The sequence below is a fragment of the Buchnera aphidicola str. Sg (Schizaphis graminum) genome, from assembly GCF_000007365.1.
Lineage (GTDB): Bacteria > Pseudomonadota > Gammaproteobacteria > Enterobacterales > Enterobacteriaceae > Buchnera > Buchnera aphidicola.
In genome coordinates this window covers 82247-104358 of the sequence record NC_004061.1, presented here as the reverse complement: position 1 = coordinate 104358, position 22112 = coordinate 82247, and the positions used below count along the sequence as shown (strand labels likewise).

The following is a 22112-nucleotide window of genomic DNA, read 5'->3' as shown; positions in this document are numbered from 1 at the left end:
TAAAATTTATTTAAAGTTTAAAAAATTAATAATAAATGTTAATAATTATTAAATTTTATAAAAAATTAATATTATTTTAATATATATAAAATATTTACTTAAGAATGAATTTCAATGATAACCATAATTGCTGCATCATTTCCAAACATTTTAGGAGCTTGATGAAAAGCCACTATATCAGGGTGTTGAGATAGCCAAAAAGGTATTTGTTTTTTTAAAATATTTTTACCATATCCATGCATAATATGAGCGCAAAACATTTTTTCTTTTTGACATATTGCAATCAGCTGACCTAATTTTTTTCTTGCTTGATATTGATTTAAACCATGTAAATCAAGAAATATATCTGGATAATATTTTCCTTTTTTTAATTTTTTTAAAACATTGGTGAAATCTTTATTCCGAACATAAGACACAGGATTTTCTTTAAAAAAATCTTTTTTTTTATAAAAAGAAAAATAATTACTATGAACGTCTTGTTCAAAAAACATTCTTTTAGATCGGATTTTTTGATTTACTTTATGTAATCGAGAATGAAATATAGTATCCTGTACCATTTCACGGGTGCCGTTCAACCACTTACGAAATAAAATATTGCTATTGACAGCAAGTTGTCGATTTTTATTCATAATAATGTATTACCAAAAATTAATAAATTTACATATCTTATTTAATATTTTTTTATATATTTTTTAATTATATAATTTAGTTTTTGTAAAAACAACAAATAAAAATTTATCATTAAATATTTTTTTAGATAAAAAAATTATTTTTTTTATTTTTTTTTCTGTATAGTTATATCATTTAAATCAAAATTTAATAGAAAAAAAAATGGCTGGAAATACAATTGGAAAAGTTTTTCGTGTAACTACTTTCGGTGAATCTCATGGAACAGCACTAGGATGTGTAATTGATGGAATGCCACCAGGTTTAGAATTATCTTCAGATGATTTGCAATATGATTTAAATCGTAGAAGACCTGGAACTTCACGTTATACTACTCAACGATCTGAATTAGATGAAGTTCAAATACTTTCAGGAGTATTTAAAGGAACAACTACAGGAACAAGTATTGGTTTAGTTATTCAAAATAAAGACCAACGTTCACAAGATTATAGCGAAATAAAAGACTTATTTAGACCCGGACATGCTGATTATACTTACGAAAAAAAATATGGAATACGAGACTATCGTGGTGGTGGAAGATCTTCAGCTCGTGAAACTGCAATGCGAGTTGCCGCAGGTAGTATTGCAAAAAAATACCTTAAAATTCAAACTGGAATAGTTATTCGTGCATATTTATCAGCAATGGGAGATATAAAATGTCCATTTGAATCATGGGAAGAAGTAGAACAAAATCCTTTTTTTTGTTCAAATAAAAACAAAGTCTTTCAGTTAGAAGAACTAATTAAAAAATTAAAAAAAACAGGTGATTCAATAGGAGCAGAAATCACAATTATAGCCCAAAACGTACCAGTAGGTTTCGGAGAACCAGTTTTTGATAGACTAGATGCAGATTTAGCTCATGCTTTGATGAGTATCAATGCTGCAAAAGGAGTAGAAATTGGAGATGGTTTTTCAGTAGTTAACCAAAAGGGGAGCGAAAATAGAGATGAAATGACTCCTAATGGATTTAAAAGTAATCATTGCGGGGGTATTTTAGGAGGGATTAGCAATGGTGAAAATATTTTCTTAAAAGTTGCATTCAAACCTACTTCAAGTATTCGACAATCAGGAAATACAATAAATAAAAACAATGAAAAAGTCAAAATAGTAATCAAAGGAAGACATGATCCATGCGTAGGAATACGTGCTGTACCAATAGCGGAAGCAATGGTAGCAATAGTACTAATGGATCATCTATTAAGATTTAGAGCACAATGTGCAAAATAACTTTTATAATTAAAAAAAATTAAATATTTTTGCTACTAAATTTATTATTTAGTAGCTTAGAGGAATATAAAAACTTAATAACATTATATTTATTCACTAAGAATCAATCACTTTTTTTTGAATTTAAATATGTTAATATAATTTTATGATGATCTTTACACTTAAATTTAAAAAATATTTTATCTATAAAACCAGATGAGTTAATTAAAAAACTAGTACGATAGATTCCAAAATATTTTTTTCCCATAAAAATTTTTTCACCCCACACACCGAATTTTTTGCTAACAATGTTTTGTTTATCAGATAATAAAGTAAAATTTAACATTTTTTTTTCAACAAAAGTTAATAACTTATTCGTATTATCAGGACTAATACCTAAAACTTCCACCTTCTTACTTTTAAATAATTCTAAATTATCTCTGATATTACATGCTTGTACTGTACAGCCGGGAGTCATAGCTTTTGGATAAAAATACACTAGTACTTTCTTACCTAAAAAATCAGATAGTTTTATTGATTTATCAATACAATTAGGAAGAATAAATTTTGGAGCAATATCTCCAGGTTTTAGTGTAGTCATTATATGATATATTCCTTAATAATATAAAAATATTATTTTTTAATAAAAAATGTTATGAATTAAATTGATTTTCAAAATAAAAATAGATTAAATTTTTAAAATATATATTTTAGAATGTATAATTATTCTTACTATTATAAGAAAAGAGAATATAGTGATAATGGTATAAAAATTTAAACTTTAAAGTAAATATAAAAAATTATATCTTATTATTTAAATTTTTATATTCAAAAAAAATCAATTTTTTATAACTATGAGATTTATAACTTTTATTTACTTAATTTTAGATTTGTATGAAAGATACCATAAAGTATTTTTTATGGAGGAGAACAAAATAAATGTTCAAAGGAAGTATTGTTGCATTAATTACACCAATGAATGAAGAAGGTGAAATTTGTCATTCAAGCTTAAAAAAGCTAATTGATTATCATGTATTAAATAAAACAAAAGCTATTGTTTCTATTGGAACGACTGGAGAATCGGCTACTCTTAGTCAAGAAGAACATATTGAAGTAGTTATGCTAACTTTAAAACTTGCAAATAAACGCATTCCTATCATTGCAGGTACAGGTGCGAATGCGACAACAGAAGCAATATCCTTAACAAAAAGATTTGAAAAATCAGGAATTGAAGCATGTCTTACTGTTACACCATACTATAACAAACCAACTCAAGAAGGATTATACCAGCATTTTAAAGCAATTTCAGAAAACACAAAATTACCACAAATTTTATATAATGTTCCAAGTCGAACTGGATGTGATTTACTTCCATCAACTGTGGCAAGATTATCTGAATTTAAAAATATTATTGGAATTAAAGAAGCGACAGGTGATCTATCAAGAATACATAAAATTAAAAAATTGGTTAAAGACGATTTTTTATTAATTAGTGGTGATGACCCTACGGCTTTAGATTTTATTCAATTAGGTGGTCAAGGAGTGATATCAGTTACAGCAAATATTGCTGCAAAAGAAATGACACAGATGTGTTCATATGCACTTGAAGGTAACTTTAAAAGTGCAAGATCTATAAATGAACGTTTGATGTTATTACATGAATCTTTATTTATAGAACCTAATCCTATTCCAATAAAATGGTTAGCTAAAAAAATAGGTTTAATAAAAAGTGATACACTTCGACTACCGATGACACCAATTTTAAATTCTACACGTACACAAATTGAAAAAGCACTTCAATATGCTAATCTTCAAAAGATATAAATTTTTTTTTAAAGTAATGATCACAATTTTTAAAATTGGAATTTTTTCTTTAATAACATCTTGCTCCTTAAAAAATAATGACATTCTTTTTAAGAATGAGAATAATGAACTTAAAAAATTAATTATACCAAAAGGAATTAATATTCCCTCTAAAAATCAAGAATATTACATTCCTTATACACAAGAAGATTTAAATAAAAAATATCACGATATTTTTCCTCCTGTATGAACGAAATCATCTTCATAAAATAATGAGGCTAAAATGATATAAAAAAAATCTATTATTGAAAATTTAAAAAAATGGGTGCAGATTATCTTAAATGATATTCTGCATCATTATTTTAATAAATAAAAAAACTATAAAACTAAGTCAATAACCTGTACATAATATCTTCATAAATAATAGCTAATTTTTCTAAATCAGATATTCTTACATATTCATTTGATTTATGAATTGTATTATTCATTAAACCTAATTCTACTATTTCGGCATTCATTGAAGCAATAAAACGACCATCTGAAGTTCCTCCATCAGTTGATAAAACAGGTTTAACTTTATTTAAATTTATAATAGATTTAGTTATATTATCTATTAACAAACCTTTTTTTGTAATAAAAGGATTTCCTGAAAAAAACCAATTTAGAGAATAATTAATATTGTTATTATCTAATATTTGTGTAAATTTTGATTTGATCTCTTTTTCAGAAGTTTCTGTACTAAAACGAAAATTAAACTGAACAAACAAAGAACCTGGAATAATATTATTAATTCCATCTCCTGCATGAATATTAGAAATATTGACACTAGTTGGAGCAAAAAATGCATTACCATCATCTAGTTTAATAGATAATATTTTTAAAATAATAGGTAATCCCTTATGTATGGGATTATCTGCTAAATGAGGGTATGCAATATGACCTTGAATTCCATGAATTGTTAAATTAGCTGTTATAGAACCTCTACGTCCATTTTTTATAACATCACCAATTTTAGAACTACTACAAGGTTCTCCAATAACACAATAATCAATCGTATCTTTTCGAGAAATTAAATAATCTATAACTTTTTTAGTACCATCAATCGCGGATGACTCTTCATCTGAAGTAATTAAAAAAGACAAACGCCCTTCATAGTTAGGATTTTTTTTTATAAATCTTTCAGATGCAATTAACATAGATGCTAAGGCACCTTTCATATCTGATGAACCTCGACCAAATAATAAACCATTTTTTATTACTGGATTGAAAGGATCATCATTCCAATATTTATAATCACCTGGTGGTACGACATCTGTATGACCAGCAAATGTTAAAGTTTTACCAAATCCTCTAGTAGCCCAAAAATTTTTCGTATCATTTATATTAATTTTTTTTATTTCAAATCCAAGATTATCTAAAAAATCAATCATAATATCTTGACAACCTAAGTCTTTTGGACTAATAGATGGAATTGAAATTAACTTTTGTGCTAATTTAGTAATTGAACAAACCATTTTTTCCTCATGTATATCTTCTTTCATATTTATTCAAATAATTGGGGCTAAGAAAAAAGCCCCCATTAATATCATAAAAAAGTTTAAAATTAATGTTTCAATAAAATTTTAGATTTATTTACTATATTTTCTACAGTAAAACCAAATTTTTTAAATAAAACCTCTTCTGAAGCAGATTCTCCAAATGTTTCCATGCCAATAATTAATCCTTCTGACCCTGCATATTTATACCAGAAGTCTTTTATACTAGCCTCTATTACAATTCTTTTAGTAATATAAGATGGCAATATTGATTCTTTATAATCAATATTTTGTCTATCAAAAACATTATTAGAAGGCATAGATACAACACGCACAGAATAACCTAAAGCAGCAATTTTTTTAGCAGAAGTTAAAGTTATTTGTAATTCAGAACCTGTTGATATAAAAATGATATCGATAGGTTTTTTAGAATCATATAATATGTAAGCCCCGTAAGAAATATTTTTTATTTGTTCATTATTTCTAGAAAATTGGAATAAATTTTGACGTGACAAAATCAGTGCTGTTGGACCATTTTTTTCTTCAATCGCATATTTCCATGCTACAGCAGTTTCTACTTGATCGCTAGGCCTCCAAACATCTATATTTGGCGTCATTCTTAAATTTGCTAATTGTTCTATTGGTTGATGTGTAGGACCATCCTCACCTAATCCAATAGAATCATGTGTATATACAAAAATATGTTTAGTATTCATCAAAGCTGCCATACGGACTGCATTTCGAGCATACTCAACAAACATTAAAAATGTCGAAGTATATGGAATAAATCCTCCATGATGAGAGATTCCATTAGCAATCGCTGTCATTCCAAATTCACGAACACCATAATGAATATAATTTCCACATAAATTTTCTGTTATGGAACTAGACTTCGACCACATAGTTAGATTACTTGGTGACAAATCTGCAGATCCACCTATTAATTCTGGAAGTAGTGCCGCAAATTCTTCTATAGCATTTTGAGAAGCTTTTCTAGTTGCAATATTTTGAGGATTTTTTTGCAAATTAAAAATATAATCTTTAGTTTTTTTATACCATTGTGTAGGTAATTTTTTTTTGATTCTTCTTGAATATTCTTCTGCAAGTGCAGGATATTCAGATTTATATAAATGAAATTGTTTATTCCAATTTTCTTCTAATTTTAAACCTTGTTTTACAAAGTTCCACTTATCATAAATTTTATTAGGTATTTCAAACGGTGAATACTTCCAATTTAAATTTTTTCGCGTTAAAAAAATTTCCTCTTCTCCAAGAGGAGCACCATGAGAATCAGCTGTACCTGACTTGTTTGGAGAACCAAAACCAATAATCGTATTACAAATAATAATTGAAGGTTGATCTTTTACTGATTTTGCTTCTTCAATACTATTTTTAATAGAATTAGCATCATGACCATCGACTTTATCTACAACATGCCAATTATACGATTTAAATCGCATAACTGTATCATCTGTAAACCAATTCGAAATTTTACCATCTATTGAAATACCATTTTTATCGTAAAAAACAATTAATTTCCCTAATTTTAATGTTCCAGCCAAAGAACAGACTTCATGAGAAATACCCTCCATTAAACAACCGTCTCCTACAAAAACCCAAGTATAATGATCAACTATATCGTAATCTGGTCGATTAAAATAAGCACTTAATGTTCTTTCTGCAATAGCCATTCCAACCGCATTAGCTAAACCTTGCCCTAAGGGACCAGTAGTAGTTTCAACACCTGGCGTTTCACCTGTTTCTGGATGTCCTGGTGTTTTTGAATGAAGCTGTCTAAATTTTTTAAGTTCGTCTATTGATAAATCATATCCAGTAAGATGCAATAAACTGTATAACAACATAGAACCATGTCCGTTAGAAAGAATAAAACGATCACGATTGTTCCAATTAGGATTCGTTGGACTATGTTTAAAAAATTTTCTCCATAAAACTTCTGCAATATCAGCCATTCCCATAGGCATACCCGGATGACCAGATTTTGCATTTTGAACAGCATCTATACTCAACATACGAATTGCGTTTGCTAATTCTCTTCTTACACACATAAATATTTCTCCAAATTTATACTTAAAAAAATTAATATCTTATTCAACATTTATATTAGTTTAGAAAAAATTTTCTCCAAACTTAATTGATCTTTTCCAAAATTTCTTATACCTTCTGATAATTTTTGAACAGCCATTTCATCCTGATTATGTTCCCATCTAAATTCCGCTTCAGTAAGAGGCACAGGTGGATTTAAAAATGAAGTAGGAGGACATAATTTTCTATTTAATTCTTTATTACTAGATTCCAACTCTTTTAATAATACAGGTGAAATAGTCAATCGATCGCATCCTGAAAGAGATAAAATTTGTTGAACATTACGAAAACTTGCGCCCATAATTATAGTTTTGTAATTATATTTTTTATAAAAATCATAAATTTTACAAACAGATAAGACACCTGGATCCTGATCAGCAGGATTTTTTAATATTAAATTTTGAGATAGATACCAATCGTAAATACGGCCAACAAAGGGAGATATTAAAAATACATTTGATTCTGCACAAGCACGAGCTTGAGCAAAAGAAAATAAAAGAGTTAAATTACAAGCAATATTATTTTTTTTAAGCTCTTCTGCTGCTTTTATGCATTCCCAAGTAGCCGCTAGTTTAATTAATACTCTATTTCTAGAAATACCTTTTTCTTCATACATATCAATTATTTTTTTTGCTTTTAAAATACATTTTTCTTTATTAAAAGACAAACGAGCATCAACTTCACTAGAAATATAACCTGGTATATGTTTTAAAATTTCTACTCCAAGATCAACTAAAATTTTATCACTAGCATTTACTATCTTATAATTGTAAGAACCACCTTTTTTTCTAGCATATTCTATTGCTTGATCAATAAATCTTTTGTTAACACTTGAACTGACAGCTTTAAGTATTAAAGATGGATTAGTAGTTGCATCTTGTGGTTTATATTTACAAATCGACTCTATATCACTTGTATCTGCAACAATTGTCGTAAATTGTTTTAACGCATTTAGTTGATTCATTGTTTTGTCCTTTTTATTAAAAAATTAAGAAATAAAATTAGCAAATCAAAGATTAAAATTATATGTAAAAAAAACGTATTTTACTTAACAATATTAAATACATTGTGCATGAAAAATATTAAAAAGTATTTTTTTATAAAAAATTAATACTTTTTTAATATCAAAGAAACATTAGTTCCACCAAAACCAAAACTATTAGATAGTGCTGTTTTAATTTTTTTATGAAAAGTTTTTTGTACAATATTCATATTGTCAGCAGAAGGTTCTATTGTTTCAATATTAATTGAAGGAGCTATAAAATTATACTTCATCATTAATAATGTATAAATAATTTCATGTACTCCAGATACTCCTAAAGCATGACCAGTCATCGATTTTGTTGCTGAAATCATAGGTTTTTTTTCATGAAAAAAAGATTTTTTAATTGCTTCTAATTCAATAAGATCACCAATTTTAGTAGAAGTCCCATGAACATTTAAATAATCAATAAATAACATTTTGTTTTGTTTTTTTGCTAAATTCATACAGCGTACCGCTCCATCTCCTGATGGTACAACCATATCTTTACCGTCAGATGTTGCAGCATAGCCAATAATTTCAGCATAAATGTGAGCAGATCTAGATAAAGCACAATTTAACTCTTCAATAACTATTATACCTCCACCACCAGATATGACAAAACCATCACGGTTTACATCATAAACACGCGATGATTTAGTAGGATTTTTGTTAAAATTACTAGAAAGAGCTTTCATTGCATCAAATTCATATGCTAATTCCCAACTTACCTCTTCACCTCCTCCTGCAAAAATAAGATCTTGCTTACCAAATTTAATTAACTCAAATGCATTACCAATACAATGTCCAGAAGTCGCACAAGCTGAACTTATAGAATAATTTACTCCATATATTTTAAATAAAGTTGACAAACAAGCGGATATTCCAGAATTCATAGCTTTAATTGCAATATAAGGACTAACAGAATTTAGACCTCGATTGCTTCTGATAGCATCTATGCCCTGTATATGATATTTTGGAAAACCACCTCCAGAACCAGCAATAATTCCAATACGTGGATTTTTTTGATATTGTTTAGTTTGTAAGTTAGCATCTTTTATTGCTTGCTCCATTGACAAAAAAGCATAAATAGATCCATTGTTCATAAAACGAGAGATTTTATTTTTTTTAAAAAATTTTTTATTTTCTAATTTTATATTTCCCCAAACTTGACTACGCATACCTGATTCTTTCATTTCTTCTGAAAATGTAATTCCAGAAATACCATTATATAAAGAATTTAAAACTTCTTTTTTATTATTTCCAATACTTGAAATAATACCAAATCCAGTAATTACGACTCGTTTCACTTAAAATACCTTATAATTATTCTTTAACATCAAATTTACATATAAAAACAACTTAAATTTAATATTACTTATATAATAAATTATTATTTTTTTTTATTACAAAAAATATCTGGAAAAAAAGTGAATTCATTGAATAAAACTGGTCTTCTTTACATTGTTCCAACACCTATTGGAAATTTATCTGATATTACTTATCGAGCTGTAGAAACACTAAAAAATGTTAATTTAATAGCAGCTGAAAATATTCATCATACTAATATTTTACTACAACATTACAACGTTAAAAATATTTTAATATCTTTAAATAAAAATAATGAAAAAAAACAAAGTGATTATGTAATTAACGAACTAAAAAAAGGAAAAAAAATTGCCTTAGTATCTGATGCAGGGACACCAGTTATTAACGATCCAGGTTATTTTTTAGTAAAAAAATGCTGTTTTTTAAACATTAAAATCATTCCTCTCCCAGGACCTTGTGCAGCTATTACAGCACTGAGTGCTTCTGGAATATCTACTAATCGTTTTTGCTATGAAGGATTTCTGCCTTCTAAAAAAAAAATAAGACGTGATTTATTAAAATCTTTAAAAAAAGAAATAAGGACAATAATTTTTTATGAATCGAAACATAGAATACTTGAAAGTATAAAAGATATTATAGAAACAATAGATGAAAATAGATATTTAGTAATCGCAAGAGAAATTACAAAAAAATGGGAGTATATATACGGTGCAAAAGCTAATATAATTCTGTCTTGGCTGAAAGAAGATCAAAGTCGTTATAAAAAAGGCGAAATAGTAATTATTATAGATGGTTTTAAAGAATTAAAAAATAAAGATATTTCAGCAAAAGCAATAAATACATTGACAATCTTAAGAAATTTTCTTTCATTAAAACAATCAGTATTTATTACTTCTAAAATACATAAAATAAAAAAAAATGATTTATATCAACATGCAATAAAAGAAAAAGATAAGTGACATTTCTATTAAAATAATATACAATTTATTATTTTGAAGTTGACTAAACAGTCGCTGTTTAGTTTTAAAACTAAAGAGAGGAAAGTCCGGGCTCCATAGAGCAGGGTGCCAGGTAACACCTGGAAAGCGCAAGCTTATGACAAGTGCAACAGAAAAAAAACCACCTTATTTTCTTTTTTTAACTGCAGATAATAGGGAAAGGGTGAAAAGGTGTGGTAAGAGCACACCGCATAATTGGCAACAATTTATGGCAATGTAAACTCCACCTGGAGCAAAGCCAAATATAGGTTATTAATATTGCTCGTATTTTAAAAAACCTGGGTGGGCTGCTTGAATTAGTAAGTAATTACTAATCTAGATGAATGACTGTTAAAACAGAACCCGGCTTATAGGTCAACTTCTTAAAAAATAAAATATAAAAGGTAATAAATTTATTACCTTTTTACTAAAAAATTTATTTAAAAATAAAAAATTAATTTCCTGAAATCTGAATTTCAGATAGTAATGTTGAACCACATTGAATATTACTATACATATTAACATCATTACTAATACTAAGAATACTATTCCACATTTTTTTTAAATTACCAGATATAGTAATTTCATTTACTGGATATTTAATTTTTCCGTTTTCAATCCAAAATCCTACTGCTCCACGTGAATAATTACCACTAACAATATCAACTCCTTGTCCCATTAATTCAGTGATTAGTAAACCAGTTTTCATCATCTTTAACAATTCTTTGAAAGATATATTTTTATTTGAAACTAACCAATTTGAAATACCTCCAGAATGACCTGTAGTTGTTAAACCTAATTTACGAGCATTATAGGTATTTAATAACCAAGTTTCCAAAATTCCATTTTTAATAATACTTCTAATAGTTGTTGATACACCTTCACTATCAAAAGGTTTACTTCCTAATCCTTTTTTAATATGTGGGTTTTCTTCAATATTTAGCCATTCAGGGAAAATTCTTTTTTTTAAATCATAAAGTAAAAAAGTCGATTTTCGATAAATATTATCACCACTAATCGCTGGAATAAGATGAGAAAAAAAAATAGAAGATGTTTCTTTTGAAAAAATTACTGGACATTTTATAGTATTTATTTTTTTAGAACCTAATCGAGATATAGCATTTGTAGCAGTTTTTTGACCTAATACATCTGGTTTTTCTAAATCATCTAATTTTCTTGAAGTAGAATAAGAAAAGTCTCTTTGCATAGTACTATTATCTTTCGCAATCATACAGTTATAGTTAGAGTAACGAGTAGACTTATATTGTTCTAACATACCTAAACTATTAGCGAAAACTTTTATCGTAATATGATTACTAAAAAAACTACCTTCACTATTTATAATTCTTTTGTCAAACTTAAAAGCTTCTCGTTCTGATTCAGAAGCAAAATTAATTGCATTTTTAATATTAAATTCAGAAGGATAAAATAAATCAAGATCTTGAGCTTTAAAGCATAAAAATTTTGCATCTGGTAATCCTGAAAAAAAATCGGAAGAAGTATGTTTAGAAATGTCAATTGCAATTTCTAACATTTTTTTTATACCGTTGGTGCTAAAATCTTTAGAGGATGAAACACCTTTAGAAAACTTATTATAAACTGTAACAAAAAGTATACTATCATTATTAAATTCTACATTTTCAACAATACTATTTCTTATATTGACACTTATACCTATTGTTTTTTTAACACAAACCTCGATAGAACAATTAACTTTTTCTTGAGCTAGAAAAAGAGTGTTTTTTACTTTTTCTATCAGTAAATTTTCTTCTTTTTCTATTTGATTTAATAATTGCATTTATAGGTCCTTAAATATATATTAACTAATAAAACTATTTTTAATAAAGATAATTATATAAAAAAAAAAATAATTATCCAAAACAAATTATTTTTTTTAAATAAAATTTAATTATTTTCTACTTTTATTTCATATAGAATTTAATTTTATTTAGGATTCTAAAAATATTAGGAACACATTTATAATGAATTTAAACTTGATTAAAGCTGGTAATAATATACCAAGTGATATATATGTTATAATTGAAATATCATCCAATTCTTCTCCTATTAAATATGAGGTAGACAAACAATCAGGTGTTCTTTTCGTAGATCGTTTTATACCTACACCAATGTTTTATCCATGTAATTATGGATATATTAACGAAACTTTGTCACTTGATGGTGACCCATTAGATGTTTTAGTACCTTCTCCATATCCAATACAATCAAATGTTGTTATCAATTGCAAACCAGTAGGTATATTAAAAATGCATGATGAATCAGGAAATGATGCAAAAATTATAGCAGTTCCAAATGATAAAGTTTCTAAAGAATATGAAAATATAAACGATATATCAGATATATCCGAACTATTAAAAAAACAAATTTCACATTTTTTTCAATATTATAAAACATTAGAAAAAGAAAAATGGGTAGAAATCATAGGATGGGGTGATCATCACGAAGCAAAGTTAGAAATTAAAAATTCATATGATCGTGCTAAGAAAAACACATCTCTAAAATAAAAAGTTTTTTTCGTTAATTTTAAATGAAAAAAAAGAAAATTTTAAATATCCAATTAAGTCATATTTTGATAAAAAATAATACAAATTTAGTTGAGAAGAAAAATTCAACTTTATTTTAGGAAAAAGTACAATTGCTAATTTATTGCTATGAAATAAAATATTCCATTTAATATGAGATATATTGTTTTTAACAACAGAATTTAATTTGAATAATGCATTTCCCTTTTTCATTATTATTTCTTGATTAATTTTAATGTTTTCTATTTTATTTGGAAAAGAACAAAAAAATAAAAGCATATATTTAAATATCTTATCACTTTTTATATAAAAATCTTGAAAATTAATATCAGCCGATATTTGAGGCTGATATATAGTTCCTAAAAAATTTATATTTCCTGAAAATTTTCCTTGAATTTTTGTAAAAAAATTTTCAAAAAAATTCAAAAAAGAACAAGAAAAATCAGATAAAAAAACCTTTCCTTCTATTTTTTTCTCATGAAAAAAATCATAGATGTTTAAAAAACCAGATATTTTATTTACTTTTAATGAATTTTTTGATTTTTTTATTATCCATTTCGTTATAAAATTATTTTTTTTAAAATTAATATATAAATTTACAGCACTTATTTTTTCAAACATTATTTTTTCTTTTATTTTTTTTTCTAAATTTATGTTACTACCCTTTAAAAAAAGTTTTAAATTAGTAATATTTTCTCTTAATTTCCACTGAAATTGTGTATTAAAGAATAAATCAGTTTGAAATTTTACAGGTGATTGACGAATTAATTTAAACAATGAAGTTTGAATATTATTAATAGCAGAATAAAAAGCATTTTTATTTTTTATTTTCTTTATATTCTTAAAATTAATGCTATTTTTAATATGATAGAATATTAAAGGATTATTTCTTGAAATCCATTGTCCCCAGGAAGTTTTAACATCTATTTTTTTTAAAACACCTTTCCAAATACCTACTTTTCTATTTAGATGACCATTTAAAATGAATGTTATAGATAATTTTTTATCTTTCAACGATAAAGAAAATTTTTGATTTATATTATTCCAATCAGATTTAATATGCAAAGAATTAATATGAAATTTTGAAAAACGTATATTTTTAAAATCAGCAAAAAATTTATTTGGAAAAGATTTTTTTAAATTTCCATTAGTAGTGATTTTAATATTATTGAAATATAAAATATTTTTCCAATTAATTTTTTGACCTAGAATAACACTAGAAAAAGAAGGAAGAGAACAAAAACTATATATGTTTAAAGTAGCTTTTATTATACCTTTTAAATTTGGTGAAAAATAGTTTAAATTATTTGCATAAATTGACGAACGAAGGTTGACTTTTTTGGATATAGATCCAGATATATGACCTTTATTTTTTCCTAATAAAAAATTTATTCTAGGAATTGTTATACCATTTAATTTCCGATAATATAAAGAACCTAATACAGATATTTTTTTCCTCATGAAATCTCCGTAAACATGAAAATAAGGAAGAAAAATATTACTAGATTGTTTATTGAAATCGGATAATATACGCATTTTTCCTGCTAACTGAGTAATATACTTATTGTAATCTATTTCTTTTTTTATTTTTATAAATTTTTTAGTTTTAATTTCTTTAAAAAATGGAAAAAAATGAATTTTTTTTATAACAACATTTTGAATGTTACCAATAGCTGAAATACTGATAAAAAAAGATGGCATACCTGAAATATTAATAATATTTTTTAATGATAAAAAATAATTATTAATTTTTCCTTTTAAAGAAAAATTAAAATTTTTTGAACTTAATATTAAATTTTTACTTATAGGCAAAAAAAGACGATTAAGATGTAAATTTATATGAATAGGATAATTTAAATCATCTAATGATATTTCTCCATGAATATTAAATTTGATTAAATTATTTGATTTGAAATTGAGTTTATGATCAATAGTATCTTTAAATAACAAATTCATAGCTTTATTATTAATAATATTTATTGACATTTCATTTTTTACTATGAAAAAAATAGAAAAGTCACTTCTAAAAAAAATTTTACCTTTAGACTTTGTTTTAAAATATTTTGAATATATTTGAATTTTTTTTATTTTTAAAATATTTTTTTTTAATTGAGCACTCATTTTGATTTTATAGATATCTAAAAACGTTCTATTAAAAAATTTTAGTTGATTACATTTTAAATTTATCAAATTTATATTTATAGGAATAAAAAAATTTTTAAAAATTGAAAAAAAAGATAAAGCATTATCTATTTTGTTTCTGTAAAAAATATCTTTCTTAATAAAAAAATTGCTTTTTTTATTATCAATGTTTTTTACATTACGCATGGATGAATCAATATAAATTGAATTAATTTTAGTAGGCAAGAAAGTACAAGTATCATTACTTAATTGTAATCCACTAAATACACCAAATAAAAATATATTTTTTTTTTGTGTTTTTAATAAAATTTTATCAGAATATATTTTTCTTAAAATTAATGAATGTTTAAAAAAAATAGTATTTTTTATTTTTTTTTCTTTTAGAAAATTATTTTTTAAAGCTACTTTTTTAATTTTTTTATTGAATGAAATAACCAAATTCTTTGTTTTTATTTTTTTCAAAATAGTAGAAACTTTAAATAAAGATATCGGATCTGTTATAATATGAACACTTTCAGCTTTAATAGATGTTCCGAAAATATTAAAATTGATTTTCTTTAATTTAAAATCACGCCAATTTCCTGATATTTCTTCTGTTTTCAATCCTATGAAAAAGTAATTAGTAAAATTAAAAAAATATTTGAATCCTATACTACTTTCTAAAAAGAATAATATTAAAAAAAATAAACTAAAAATAAAAATCAAAGATTTAGATAAATATCTCTGATACAAACTCATATAAACAATCCTAATTTAATATTAATATTAATATTTTTATAAAATATCTTATCAAAATTAAAAAATATATTTACGCGTTTATTCAAAACAAATTAAGTTCAAAGCAAACAACTATTATAGTAATTTATACTATGTTAGTATATTATTTAATAAAAAAATAAAATAAATTTAAATTTTATAATTCGGAAAACATAAAATGTCCCGTATATGTCAAGTTACAAGAAAAAAAAGAATGATTGGTAACAATCGGTCACATGCTATGAATGCAAAAAAAAGGCAATTTTTACCAAATATTCAATATCATCGATTCTGGATTCCTGAAGAAAAAAGATTTATTAAACTACGAATATCTGCTCACGGTATGCGCTGCATTGATAAAAAAGGAATAGAATTAATAATACAAGAAATAGGTATCACAAAAAATAAAGGTTAAATACTATGGCTAAAAAAAATCGAGAAAAAATAAAAATGATTTCTTCTGCAGGAACAGGACATTATTATACTACTACAAAAAACAAAAGAAATACTCCAGATAAATTGAAATTAAAAAAATATGATCCTATTATTCGAAAACATATTCTATATAATGAGGGAAAAATTAAATAATAAAAATTAATATTTTTTTAAATTAAAGTATAATTTTATAAAAATTATACTTTATTTTAGAAATGAAAAATCTTTTAAAATTTAAATTTTCTTAAAAATATTAAATATATTTCTACATTTAATAAAAACTATATTTTTAAAAAAGTATAAAATATGAATGAAATTAATTGATTAACTAAACTTTTAAAAAAAGGAAAAGACATAGACATTAAATAGTATAAAATTAATATTCCTATCAATAAATTTAATGGAAAACCAATAGAAAAAATAGATATTTGAGGAGATAGACGATTTAAAATACTCATTATTAGAGTAGATATCAAAAAGAAAATCATAATTGGTAAAGCAAACATAACACCATTCAAAAAAATATTACTAGAAAACTTTAAGAAAATAAAAAAAATATTAGCACTTAAAAAATTAACATCAACTGGTATTTTGTAAAAACTATCTATCAACATAAAAACTAAATAAAGATGAACATTCAATGTTAAAAAAAACAATAGATTTAAAATATTCAACCAACGTGATATTAAAGAAGTACCTATATATCGATTTGAATTAAAAAAATTTGCAAAAGACAAACCGATCTGTAGAGCTATTATTTCTCCAGATAAAGTAAATGCAGCAAATAAAAATTGACAAGTTAATCCTAAAGCTATACCAATTAAAATTTGCTGGAATAATAAAAACAAACCTATTATAGAAAATAATTCTACATTTACTTTAGGTAAAAAAGGTTTTATTAAAAAAGCAATTAAAAAAGATAAGATTATTTTAACTTTTTTATTTACATTTTGATCATTAAAAATAGGTGCCGTTGAAAAAAATGCTAAAATCCGAACCAAAGGCCAAAAAAAATTACTGATTAAAATGGCTAAATTGAAACTATTAAAAGTTAACATTATCTTATAATAATTGATGGTATATTGTAAAATAAGTTATGCATATAATCTAACATAACACCTAACATCCAAGGACCAAGTAAAGTTATTACAACTAAAATAGAAATTATTTTAGGAATAAAAGAAAGAGTTTGCTCGTTTACTTGAGTAGCAGCTTGCAATATGCTGATGATTAATCCACTAACTAAAGCCGACAACAATAAAGGAGATGCAAGCATTAATGTAACTTTCATAGCGCTATGAAATAGTCCCATTACATATTCTGGTGTCATAAAAAATCCTGAATTATATAAAAAATTCTTTTTTTATAAAAGATTAAATCTTAAAACTTTGTGATAAAGAAGTTACTAATAATTGCCATCCATCTACTAATACAAATAGCATTAATTTAAAAGGTAAGGATATTGTTGATGGAGGAACCATCATCATACCTAAAGCCATTAAAACACTAGCAACAACTAAATCAATAATTAAAAAAGGTATAAAAATAGTAAAACCAATTTGAAAAGCTGTTTTTAATTCACTAGTAATAAATGAAGGTAATAAAATACGCATTGGTATTTCATCTTTATTTTTATAAGAAGAAATATGTGCTAATTTAGAAAATAATTCTAAATCAGAATTTCGTGTTTGATTTAACATAAATTTTTTTAATGGAACAGCACCTTTAATAATCGCTTCATCCATATTTATTTTTTCTTGACTAAAGGGAAGATACGCTTCTTTATAAACCTGATCAAAGGTAGGCGACATAATAAAAAAAGTCAGAAAAAGAGCTAAACCAAGTAATATTTGATTGGGAGGTGCGTATGGAGTACCTAAGGCATTTCGCAATAAACCAAAAACAATAATAATTCTCGTAAAACTAGTCATCATTAAAAGAAATGCAGGAAGAAAAGTTAATGAAGTCAAAAAAATTAAAGTTTGTACTGGTAAAGACCAAGTTTGACTTCCATCTCTTAAAATATGACTCGTTGGTCCAGGAATATCAGCATAAACTAATGGACAAAATAAAAATAAGAAAAAAAGTGGAATAATTCGATAAAACATTGTTTTTTTCCAAAATATTTTAGCAAAATTTTTTAAAGAATCGTTAAAATTTTTCGTTGGTAAAATAACTTCTTTTTTTTTATCAACTACGTCATCTTTTACATCGGATGATAGCGTATATAGATGAGTAATATGATTTTTTGTTATTCCTAATACTAATTTTATTTCTTCAATTTTGATAATAACAATAGATTCATTAGGACCAAGAGACATTCTATCAATAGTTTTTATAAAATAATTGTTTTTATTTATTTTCAATAAAGAAATTTTCTTTAAAATCCAAATTAAAATTAATACTAGTAGCAACATTCCAAATAATGAACTCATTACATGAAAAATGTTTGTGTCATCAAAAATTCTTTTAAATATACTTGGTGCTATTTGCGAATACACATTATTTTCCATAAAATTTAAACTGATGTATTAATACCATTTAAAGAATTATTTATACTGATAATACGAATGCCATATTTATTATTAGAAAATACAATTTCACCTAAAGCAATTAGTTTGTTATTCGCAAAAACTTTTAGAGGATCTTCTTTTTTTCTTTGTAAGAAGAGCATACTTCCTTTTGAAAAATTTAGTAAATCTTTTATTTTTACTTTTGATTTTCCTAATTCTACAGTTATATTCATTTCTATATCAAAAAGTATTTTTTTTTCATTTGATGATTCATTATTAGAACTATTGAAATTTTTTATTTTTTTTTCTTCATTAATTAGCTCTTGATTAATATTTTTGTCATCTTTTTTATATATATTATCATTTTTAAATTTTTTAAAATTATCTTTTTTTTCTACTTTTTTCATTAAAATTTTCCTTACATTATTTTTTTTCTAAGTTTTGATGAAGAAATTTTTCTAAAAAAATGATAGATTTTTCATCAAAAATCTTATGTTTTCCTAAAAATATAGGTTTTTTTTCTATACATACTGTGACTTTTCCAGGATCTTCAATTGTGATCACATCTCCTTCGCGTAAATTATCAAATGTATGTTTAGAAATATAAGATGGAATTAATTCCACAGTAACATCTAATTCAATATTAGATAAATTTTCAATAAAAAAATTTTCTTTTAAAATTGTTTTTTTTGAAAAAATATTTTTATCTAAAAAATTAATTATTTTTTTATTTTTTTCTTTTATGATTGAAACAGGAATCAAAATACTTAAAAATATTTTAATGCCGTTTAAATTGAAACTAAAATAATTAGTTATGAAAAGATCATTTGTATAAAAAAAATGCTTATTTAATTTAATAATATTAAAATCAAGAAATTTTATATCTATATAAAAGAAATCTTTACAAGATTCACAATAAGCATCTATGATAAATCCTACTATTTTTTTATTAATTACATGCTCTGTATAGGTAATTTCTTTCTTTATATCCATTCTTATTATAGAATTACCTTTACCCCCAAATAAAAAATCTATAAAAACAGACAAGAAATTAGGAGAAAAAAATATAAAAGATTTTTTTTCTAAGGTTTCTATTTTTAGAGAATTAGCATATAAATGTTTAAAATTTTTATCATCGTTTGTATAACTATTTATTTTTACAGTATAAAAATTTAATTCGATATTACTTTTAATAAAACTAGAAAAAATCATTATTATTTTTTGTATAAATTTTTTATTTATTTTTTCTAATTTTTTCATTTCATTCTGATCTAAAAACCTATCTAAATTTTTTTCTCTTTTGTAAATTATTTTATATTCATTATCTAAATTAGTACTTTTGCCCATTGTATGAAGCACCTTATAGGTAAAAGTTATTAAAAAAGTATCTTAAATACTGATTTGTTAAGCATTAAGAATGTAATCAAAATTTTTATCTTAAAAAGATTAAGTATGTATTTCATTTAAATATACATATCAATTGATTTATATTGTATTAACTTCATATAGTTTTCTTGAAAATTAAACGTTTTTTTAAATTCGTTTCCGTGAAAAAAATAATTTTTTACGATTCTTTTATTTTTTTGAGAAATATGATTTTTTGAAAAAGAAGAATTATAAATATTGATTTTTTCTAATTGAATGCCATTTTTCATAAGCGAATTCTTTAAAAATGGGATACAATTTTTTAAAAAAACTTTGACTTCATCATGATTAGAAATAAAATTCAATGTTGCTTGATCATTTCTCATTTTGATTTTTATATGTATAGAGCCGAGATATTCTGGTGTAAAGGATATTTCTGCTTTATTTTCTTTATTTGATATAGAAAGCAATATCTGATGGTTAATTACCTGTTTCCACTTATCATTTTTTTTTGAATTAAGAAGCTCTAATGAACTATTTACACATTTAAGATGTTTTTTATTATTGTTATCCTTAAAAGTATTCGTTTCGTAAGTTGTCACATTGCTTATTTTATTTATATTTTTTAAAAAAAATAAATCAGGTGTATTTTTTCTAAAATTTCTAAAACATCTTAAAATTTTATTATCAGAAAAAATACTTTTATTAGATTTTATATTTGAATATCTATCTTTTCTAAAGAAAAATTTGTCATTAAAATTATGAAATATATTAATTTGTTTAAATTCATTTGATTGATTTTTAATTTCTATTGATTTTTTAAATATTGGATGAACTATAAATTTTTTGTATTTCTGATTTTTTTTTGTTTCATTTTTAGTTTCTATATCTAGTTTTATATATTTTTTTAATTTAAAATTTTTGTCTTTATTTTTTCTTTGGATATTTCTACATTTATAGTTTTTCTTGGCAATATGATTTAACATCGTTTCTTTTAACATCGTATCTTTTTTATTTAAAATATTTATTAAATTAGTAATAACAAAATTAATCGAGGGTATATTCTTATCTTCCTCTTTCTTTTTTTTTGTAGAAACATTGTCAAACTCAATTCCTTTATTAATAAATAATTTTTTGAATGCATTAATATTAGATTTAGAAAAAAAATTTAAAGAAGTTAAATTATTATTTTGATTATCTGATAATTTTCCTTCTAAAGCAATATTATCAGAATATTTAAACATTATAACAGCTGCCTTCTGCAAGATTTTTTAATTGAGAAAATTCATCAGAAATCATCTCTTCTACCAATAAAATTTTTTTGATTTCCTTTTTTTTATATTTTTTATATAGATAATTCCAAGTTTTTAACTTTATTTGATTTTTAGAATATTGTTTTAAACTTTTTTCAAGAATTTTTTGATTTTTTTTAATTTTTTGTTCATTATCTTTAATAAGAAAATATAATATAAAAATAAAATTATTATAATTTCTCCATTGATATAAACATATTCCTAATTCTATTTTACTTTTTAATTTTATCAGATATTCGTTTTGATAATCCTTTAGCAAACTTAATTGTGTAACGTATTTTTCTTTTTGAAGATACAAATTTTTAATATTTATTATATCTTTTTCTATATTTTTTTTTTCTAAATTTTCTAAAATAGAGAATATTTTTTTTTTATATTTCATTAACTAATATCCCATCAAGTTCT

22 protein-coding genes, 1 other RNA gene and 1 pseudogene are annotated in these 22112 nt (G+C 24.0%); 8 read left to right on the top strand and 16 right to left on the bottom strand.

Annotated features, from left to right (window positions below; genetic code table 11):
• Nucleotides 1-98 precede the first annotated feature (98 nt).
• On the bottom strand, nt 99-629 hold the full coding sequence (smrB, locus tag BUSG_RS00500; protein WP_011053627.1) for an endonuclease SmrB: 531 nt from the start codon (nt 627-629) through the stop codon (nt 99-101).
• Between the two features lie 202 nt (nt 630-831).
• On the opposite strand from smrB, the gene aroC reads away from it, so the two are divergent.
• Nucleotides 832-1893 carry a chorismate synthase gene (gene aroC, locus BUSG_RS00495; RefSeq protein WP_011053626.1) on the top strand — a complete coding sequence of 354 codons (1062 nt, stop codon included), beginning with the start codon at nt 832-834 and terminating at the stop codon, nt 1891-1893.
• Nucleotides 1894-1996: 103 nt separating this feature from the next.
• Here the strand turns inward: aroC and bcp are convergent, their stop codons facing one another.
• Entirely contained in the window at nt 1997-2473 is a 477-nt protein-coding gene (bcp, locus tag BUSG_RS00490; protein ID WP_011053625.1) for a thioredoxin-dependent thiol peroxidase, read from the bottom strand.
• Between the two features lie 338 nt (nt 2474-2811).
• Here bcp and dapA point away from each other — a divergent pair, with 338 nt between their 5' ends.
• On the top strand, nt 2812-3696 hold the full coding sequence (gene dapA / locus BUSG_RS00485; protein ID WP_011053624.1) for a 4-hydroxy-tetrahydrodipicolinate synthase: 885 nt from the start codon (nt 2812-2814) through the stop codon (nt 3694-3696).
• A 16-nt stretch (nt 3697-3712) separates the two neighbouring features.
• The gene (locus tag BUSG_RS00480; RefSeq protein ID WP_148140852.1) at nt 3713-3925 is read left to right on the top strand and encodes a hypothetical protein; all 213 of its coding nucleotides are present in this window, start codon (nt 3713-3715) and stop codon (nt 3923-3925) included.
• A gap of 136 nt (nt 3926-4061) precedes the next feature.
• Here the strand turns inward: BUSG_RS00480 and dapE are convergent, their stop codons facing one another.
• The 4 genes from dapE to BUSG_RS00460 all read right to left on the bottom strand — a co-directional run bounded on the left by dapE (nt 4062) and on the right by BUSG_RS00460 (nt 9644).
• On the bottom strand, nt 4062-5189 hold the full coding sequence (gene dapE / locus BUSG_RS00475) for a succinyl-diaminopimelate desuccinylase (protein ID WP_044006078.1): 1128 nt from the start codon (nt 5187-5189) through the stop codon (nt 4062-4064).
• Nucleotides 5190-5278: 89 nt separating this feature from the next.
• On the bottom strand, nt 5279-7276 hold the full coding sequence (gene tkt, locus BUSG_RS00470; RefSeq protein ID WP_011053622.1) for a transketolase: 1998 nt from the start codon (nt 7274-7276) through the stop codon (nt 5279-5281).
• Between the two features lie 50 nt (nt 7277-7326).
• Entirely contained in the window at nt 7327-8277 is a 951-nt protein-coding gene (gene tal, locus BUSG_RS00465; protein WP_011053621.1) for a transaldolase, read from the bottom strand.
• A gap of 143 nt (nt 8278-8420) precedes the next feature.
• Nucleotides 8421-9644 carry a 3-oxoacyl-ACP synthase I gene (locus BUSG_RS00460; RefSeq protein ID WP_011053620.1) on the bottom strand — a complete coding sequence of 408 codons (1224 nt, stop codon included), beginning with the start codon at nt 9642-9644 and terminating at the stop codon, nt 8421-8423.
• Between the two features lie 120 nt (nt 9645-9764).
• Between BUSG_RS00460 and rsmI the strand changes: the two genes are divergently transcribed.
• Both rsmI and rnpB read left to right on the top strand, forming a co-directional pair.
• Nucleotides 9765-10622 carry a 16S rRNA (cytidine(1402)-2'-O)-methyltransferase gene (rsmI, locus tag BUSG_RS00455; RefSeq protein WP_011053619.1) on the top strand — a complete coding sequence of 286 codons (858 nt, stop codon included), beginning with the start codon at nt 9765-9767 and terminating at the stop codon, nt 10620-10622.
• A 35-nt stretch (nt 10623-10657) separates the two neighbouring features.
• Nucleotides 10658-11027: RNase P RNA component class A (gene rnpB, locus BUSG_RS03140), an RNA gene on the top strand.
• Nucleotides 11028-11094: 67 nt separating this feature from the next.
• Here rnpB and pmbA read toward each other — a convergent pair.
• Nucleotides 11095-12438: a metalloprotease PmbA gene (gene pmbA, locus BUSG_RS00450; RefSeq protein WP_011053618.1), complete on the bottom strand. Its 1344-nt coding sequence runs from the start codon at nt 12436-12438 to the stop codon at nt 11095-11097.
• Between the two features lie 184 nt (nt 12439-12622).
• Here pmbA and ppa point away from each other — a divergent pair, with 184 nt between their 5' ends.
• A complete protein-coding gene (gene ppa / locus BUSG_RS00445; protein ID WP_011053617.1) occupies nt 12623-13165 on the top strand; it encodes an inorganic diphosphatase in 543 nt (180 codons plus the stop codon).
• Here the strand turns inward: ppa and BUSG_RS00440 are convergent.
• Nucleotides 13157-16063 carry a hypothetical protein gene (locus BUSG_RS00440; RefSeq protein ID WP_011053616.1) on the bottom strand — a complete coding sequence of 969 codons (2907 nt, stop codon included), beginning with the start codon at nt 16061-16063 and terminating at the stop codon, nt 13157-13159. The two genes, ppa and BUSG_RS00440, sit on opposite strands and share 9 nt — an antisense overlap.
• A gap of 196 nt (nt 16064-16259) precedes the next feature.
• Here BUSG_RS00440 and rpmB point away from each other — a divergent pair, with 196 nt between their 5' ends.
• Both rpmB and rpmG read left to right on the top strand, forming a co-directional pair.
• Nucleotides 16260-16496: a 50S ribosomal protein L28 gene (rpmB, locus tag BUSG_RS00435; RefSeq protein WP_011053615.1), complete on the top strand. Its 237-nt coding sequence runs from the start codon at nt 16260-16262 to the stop codon at nt 16494-16496.
• A 5-nt stretch (nt 16497-16501) separates the two neighbouring features.
• Nucleotides 16502-16669 carry a 50S ribosomal protein L33 gene (gene rpmG / locus BUSG_RS00430; RefSeq protein WP_011053614.1) on the top strand — a complete coding sequence of 56 codons (168 nt, stop codon included), beginning with the start codon at nt 16502-16504 and terminating at the stop codon, nt 16667-16669.
• Between the two features lie 128 nt (nt 16670-16797).
• Here rpmG and fliR read toward each other — a convergent pair whose 3' ends face one another.
• From fliR to BUSG_RS00395, 8 genes and pseudogenes are all read right to left on the bottom strand, one after another.
• Entirely contained in the window at nt 16798-17574 is a 777-nt protein-coding gene (fliR, locus tag BUSG_RS00425) for a flagellar biosynthetic protein FliR (protein ID WP_011053613.1), read from the bottom strand.
• Nucleotides 17574-17846 carry a flagellar biosynthesis protein FliQ gene (fliQ, locus tag BUSG_RS00420; RefSeq protein ID WP_011053612.1) on the bottom strand — a complete coding sequence of 91 codons (273 nt, stop codon included), beginning with the start codon at nt 17844-17846 and terminating at the stop codon, nt 17574-17576. Before fliQ ends, fliR begins: the two co-directional genes overlap by 1 nt.
• A 43-nt stretch (nt 17847-17889) precedes the next feature.
• Nucleotides 17890-18624, bottom strand: coding sequence for a flagellar type III secretion system pore protein FliP (fliP, locus tag BUSG_RS03240; RefSeq protein ID WP_044006076.1), 735 nt, complete (start codon nt 18622-18624; stop codon nt 17890-17892).
• Between the two features lie 33 nt (nt 18625-18657).
• Nucleotides 18658-18933 (bottom strand): annotated as a pseudogene (gene fliO, locus BUSG_RS03235) (flagellar biosynthetic protein FliO); the annotation flags it as partial.
• A 101-nt stretch (nt 18934-19034) separates the two neighbouring features.
• Nucleotides 19035-19436 (bottom strand): FliM/FliN family flagellar motor switch protein, encoded by a 402-nt coding sequence (locus tag BUSG_RS00410; RefSeq protein WP_011053610.1) that lies wholly within the window; start codon nt 19434-19436, stop codon nt 19035-19037.
• A gap of 16 nt (nt 19437-19452) precedes the next feature.
• Entirely contained in the window at nt 19453-20376 is a 924-nt protein-coding gene (locus tag BUSG_RS00405; RefSeq protein ID WP_044006042.1) for a FliM/FliN family flagellar motor switch protein, read from the bottom strand.
• Between the two features lie 116 nt (nt 20377-20492).
• Nucleotides 20493-21638 (bottom strand): flagellar hook-length control protein FliK, encoded by a 1146-nt coding sequence (locus BUSG_RS03115; protein ID WP_011053608.1) that lies wholly within the window; start codon nt 21636-21638, stop codon nt 20493-20495.
• Nucleotides 21631-22089 (bottom strand): flagellar export protein FliJ, encoded by a 459-nt coding sequence (locus BUSG_RS00395; RefSeq protein ID WP_011053607.1) that lies wholly within the window; start codon nt 22087-22089, stop codon nt 21631-21633. The genes BUSG_RS03115 and BUSG_RS00395 overlap by 8 nt, the downstream gene beginning before the upstream one ends.
• Between the last annotated feature and the right edge of the window lie 23 nt (nt 22090-22112).

Coding starts and splice junctions, on each gene's coding strand:
- smrB (WP_011053627.1), bottom strand. CDS start 629: ATGAATAAAAATCGACAACTTGCTGTCAATAGCAATATTTTATTTCGT.
- aroC (WP_011053626.1), top strand. CDS start 832: ATGGCTGGAAATACAATTGGAAAAGTTTTTCGTGTAACTACTTTCGGT.
- bcp (WP_011053625.1), bottom strand. CDS start 2,473: ATGACTACACTAAAACCTGGAGATATTGCTCCAAAATTTATTCTTCCT.
- dapA (WP_011053624.1), top strand. CDS start 2,812: ATGTTCAAAGGAAGTATTGTTGCATTAATTACACCAATGAATGAAGAA.
- BUSG_RS00480 (WP_148140852.1), top strand. CDS start 3,713: ATGATCACAATTTTTAAAATTGGAATTTTTTCTTTAATAACATCTTGC.
- dapE (WP_044006078.1), bottom strand. CDS start 5,189: ATGGTTTGTTCAATTACTAAATTAGCACAAAAGTTAATTTCAATTCCA.
- tkt (WP_011053622.1), bottom strand. CDS start 7,276: ATGTGTGTAAGAAGAGAATTAGCAAACGCAATTCGTATGTTGAGTATA.
- tal (WP_011053621.1), bottom strand. CDS start 8,277: ATGAATCAACTAAATGCGTTAAAACAATTTACGACAATTGTTGCAGAT.
- pmbA (WP_011053618.1), bottom strand. CDS start 12,438: ATGCAATTATTAAATCAAATAGAAAAAGAAGAAAATTTACTGATAGAA.
- ppa (WP_011053617.1), top strand. CDS start 12,623: ATGAATTTAAACTTGATTAAAGCTGGTAATAATATACCAAGTGATATA.
- BUSG_RS00440 (WP_011053616.1), bottom strand. CDS start 16,063: ATGAGTTTGTATCAGAGATATTTATCTAAATCTTTGATTTTTATTTTT.
- rpmB (WP_011053615.1), top strand. CDS start 16,260: ATGTCCCGTATATGTCAAGTTACAAGAAAAAAAAGAATGATTGGTAAC.
- rpmG (WP_011053614.1), top strand. CDS start 16,502: ATGGCTAAAAAAAATCGAGAAAAAATAAAAATGATTTCTTCTGCAGGA.
- fliR (WP_011053613.1), bottom strand. CDS start 17,574: ATGTTAACTTTTAATAGTTTCAATTTAGCCATTTTAATCAGTAATTTT.
- fliQ (WP_011053612.1), bottom strand. CDS start 17,846: ATGACACCAGAATATGTAATGGGACTATTTCATAGCGCTATGAAAGTT.
- fliP (WP_044006076.1), bottom strand. CDS start 18,624: ATGTTTTATCGAATTATTCCACTTTTTTTCTTATTTTTATTTTGTCCA.
- BUSG_RS00410 (WP_011053610.1), bottom strand. CDS start 19,436: ATGAAAAAAGTAGAAAAAAAAGATAATTTTAAAAAATTTAAAAATGAT.
- BUSG_RS00405 (WP_044006042.1), bottom strand. CDS start 20,376: ATGGGCAAAAGTACTAATTTAGATAATGAATATAAAATAATTTACAAA.
- BUSG_RS03115 (WP_011053608.1), bottom strand. CDS start 21,638: ATGTTTAAATATTCTGATAATATTGCTTTAGAAGGAAAATTATCAGAT.
- BUSG_RS00395 (WP_011053607.1), bottom strand. CDS start 22,089: ATGAAATATAAAAAAAAAATATTCTCTATTTTAGAAAATTTAGAAAAA.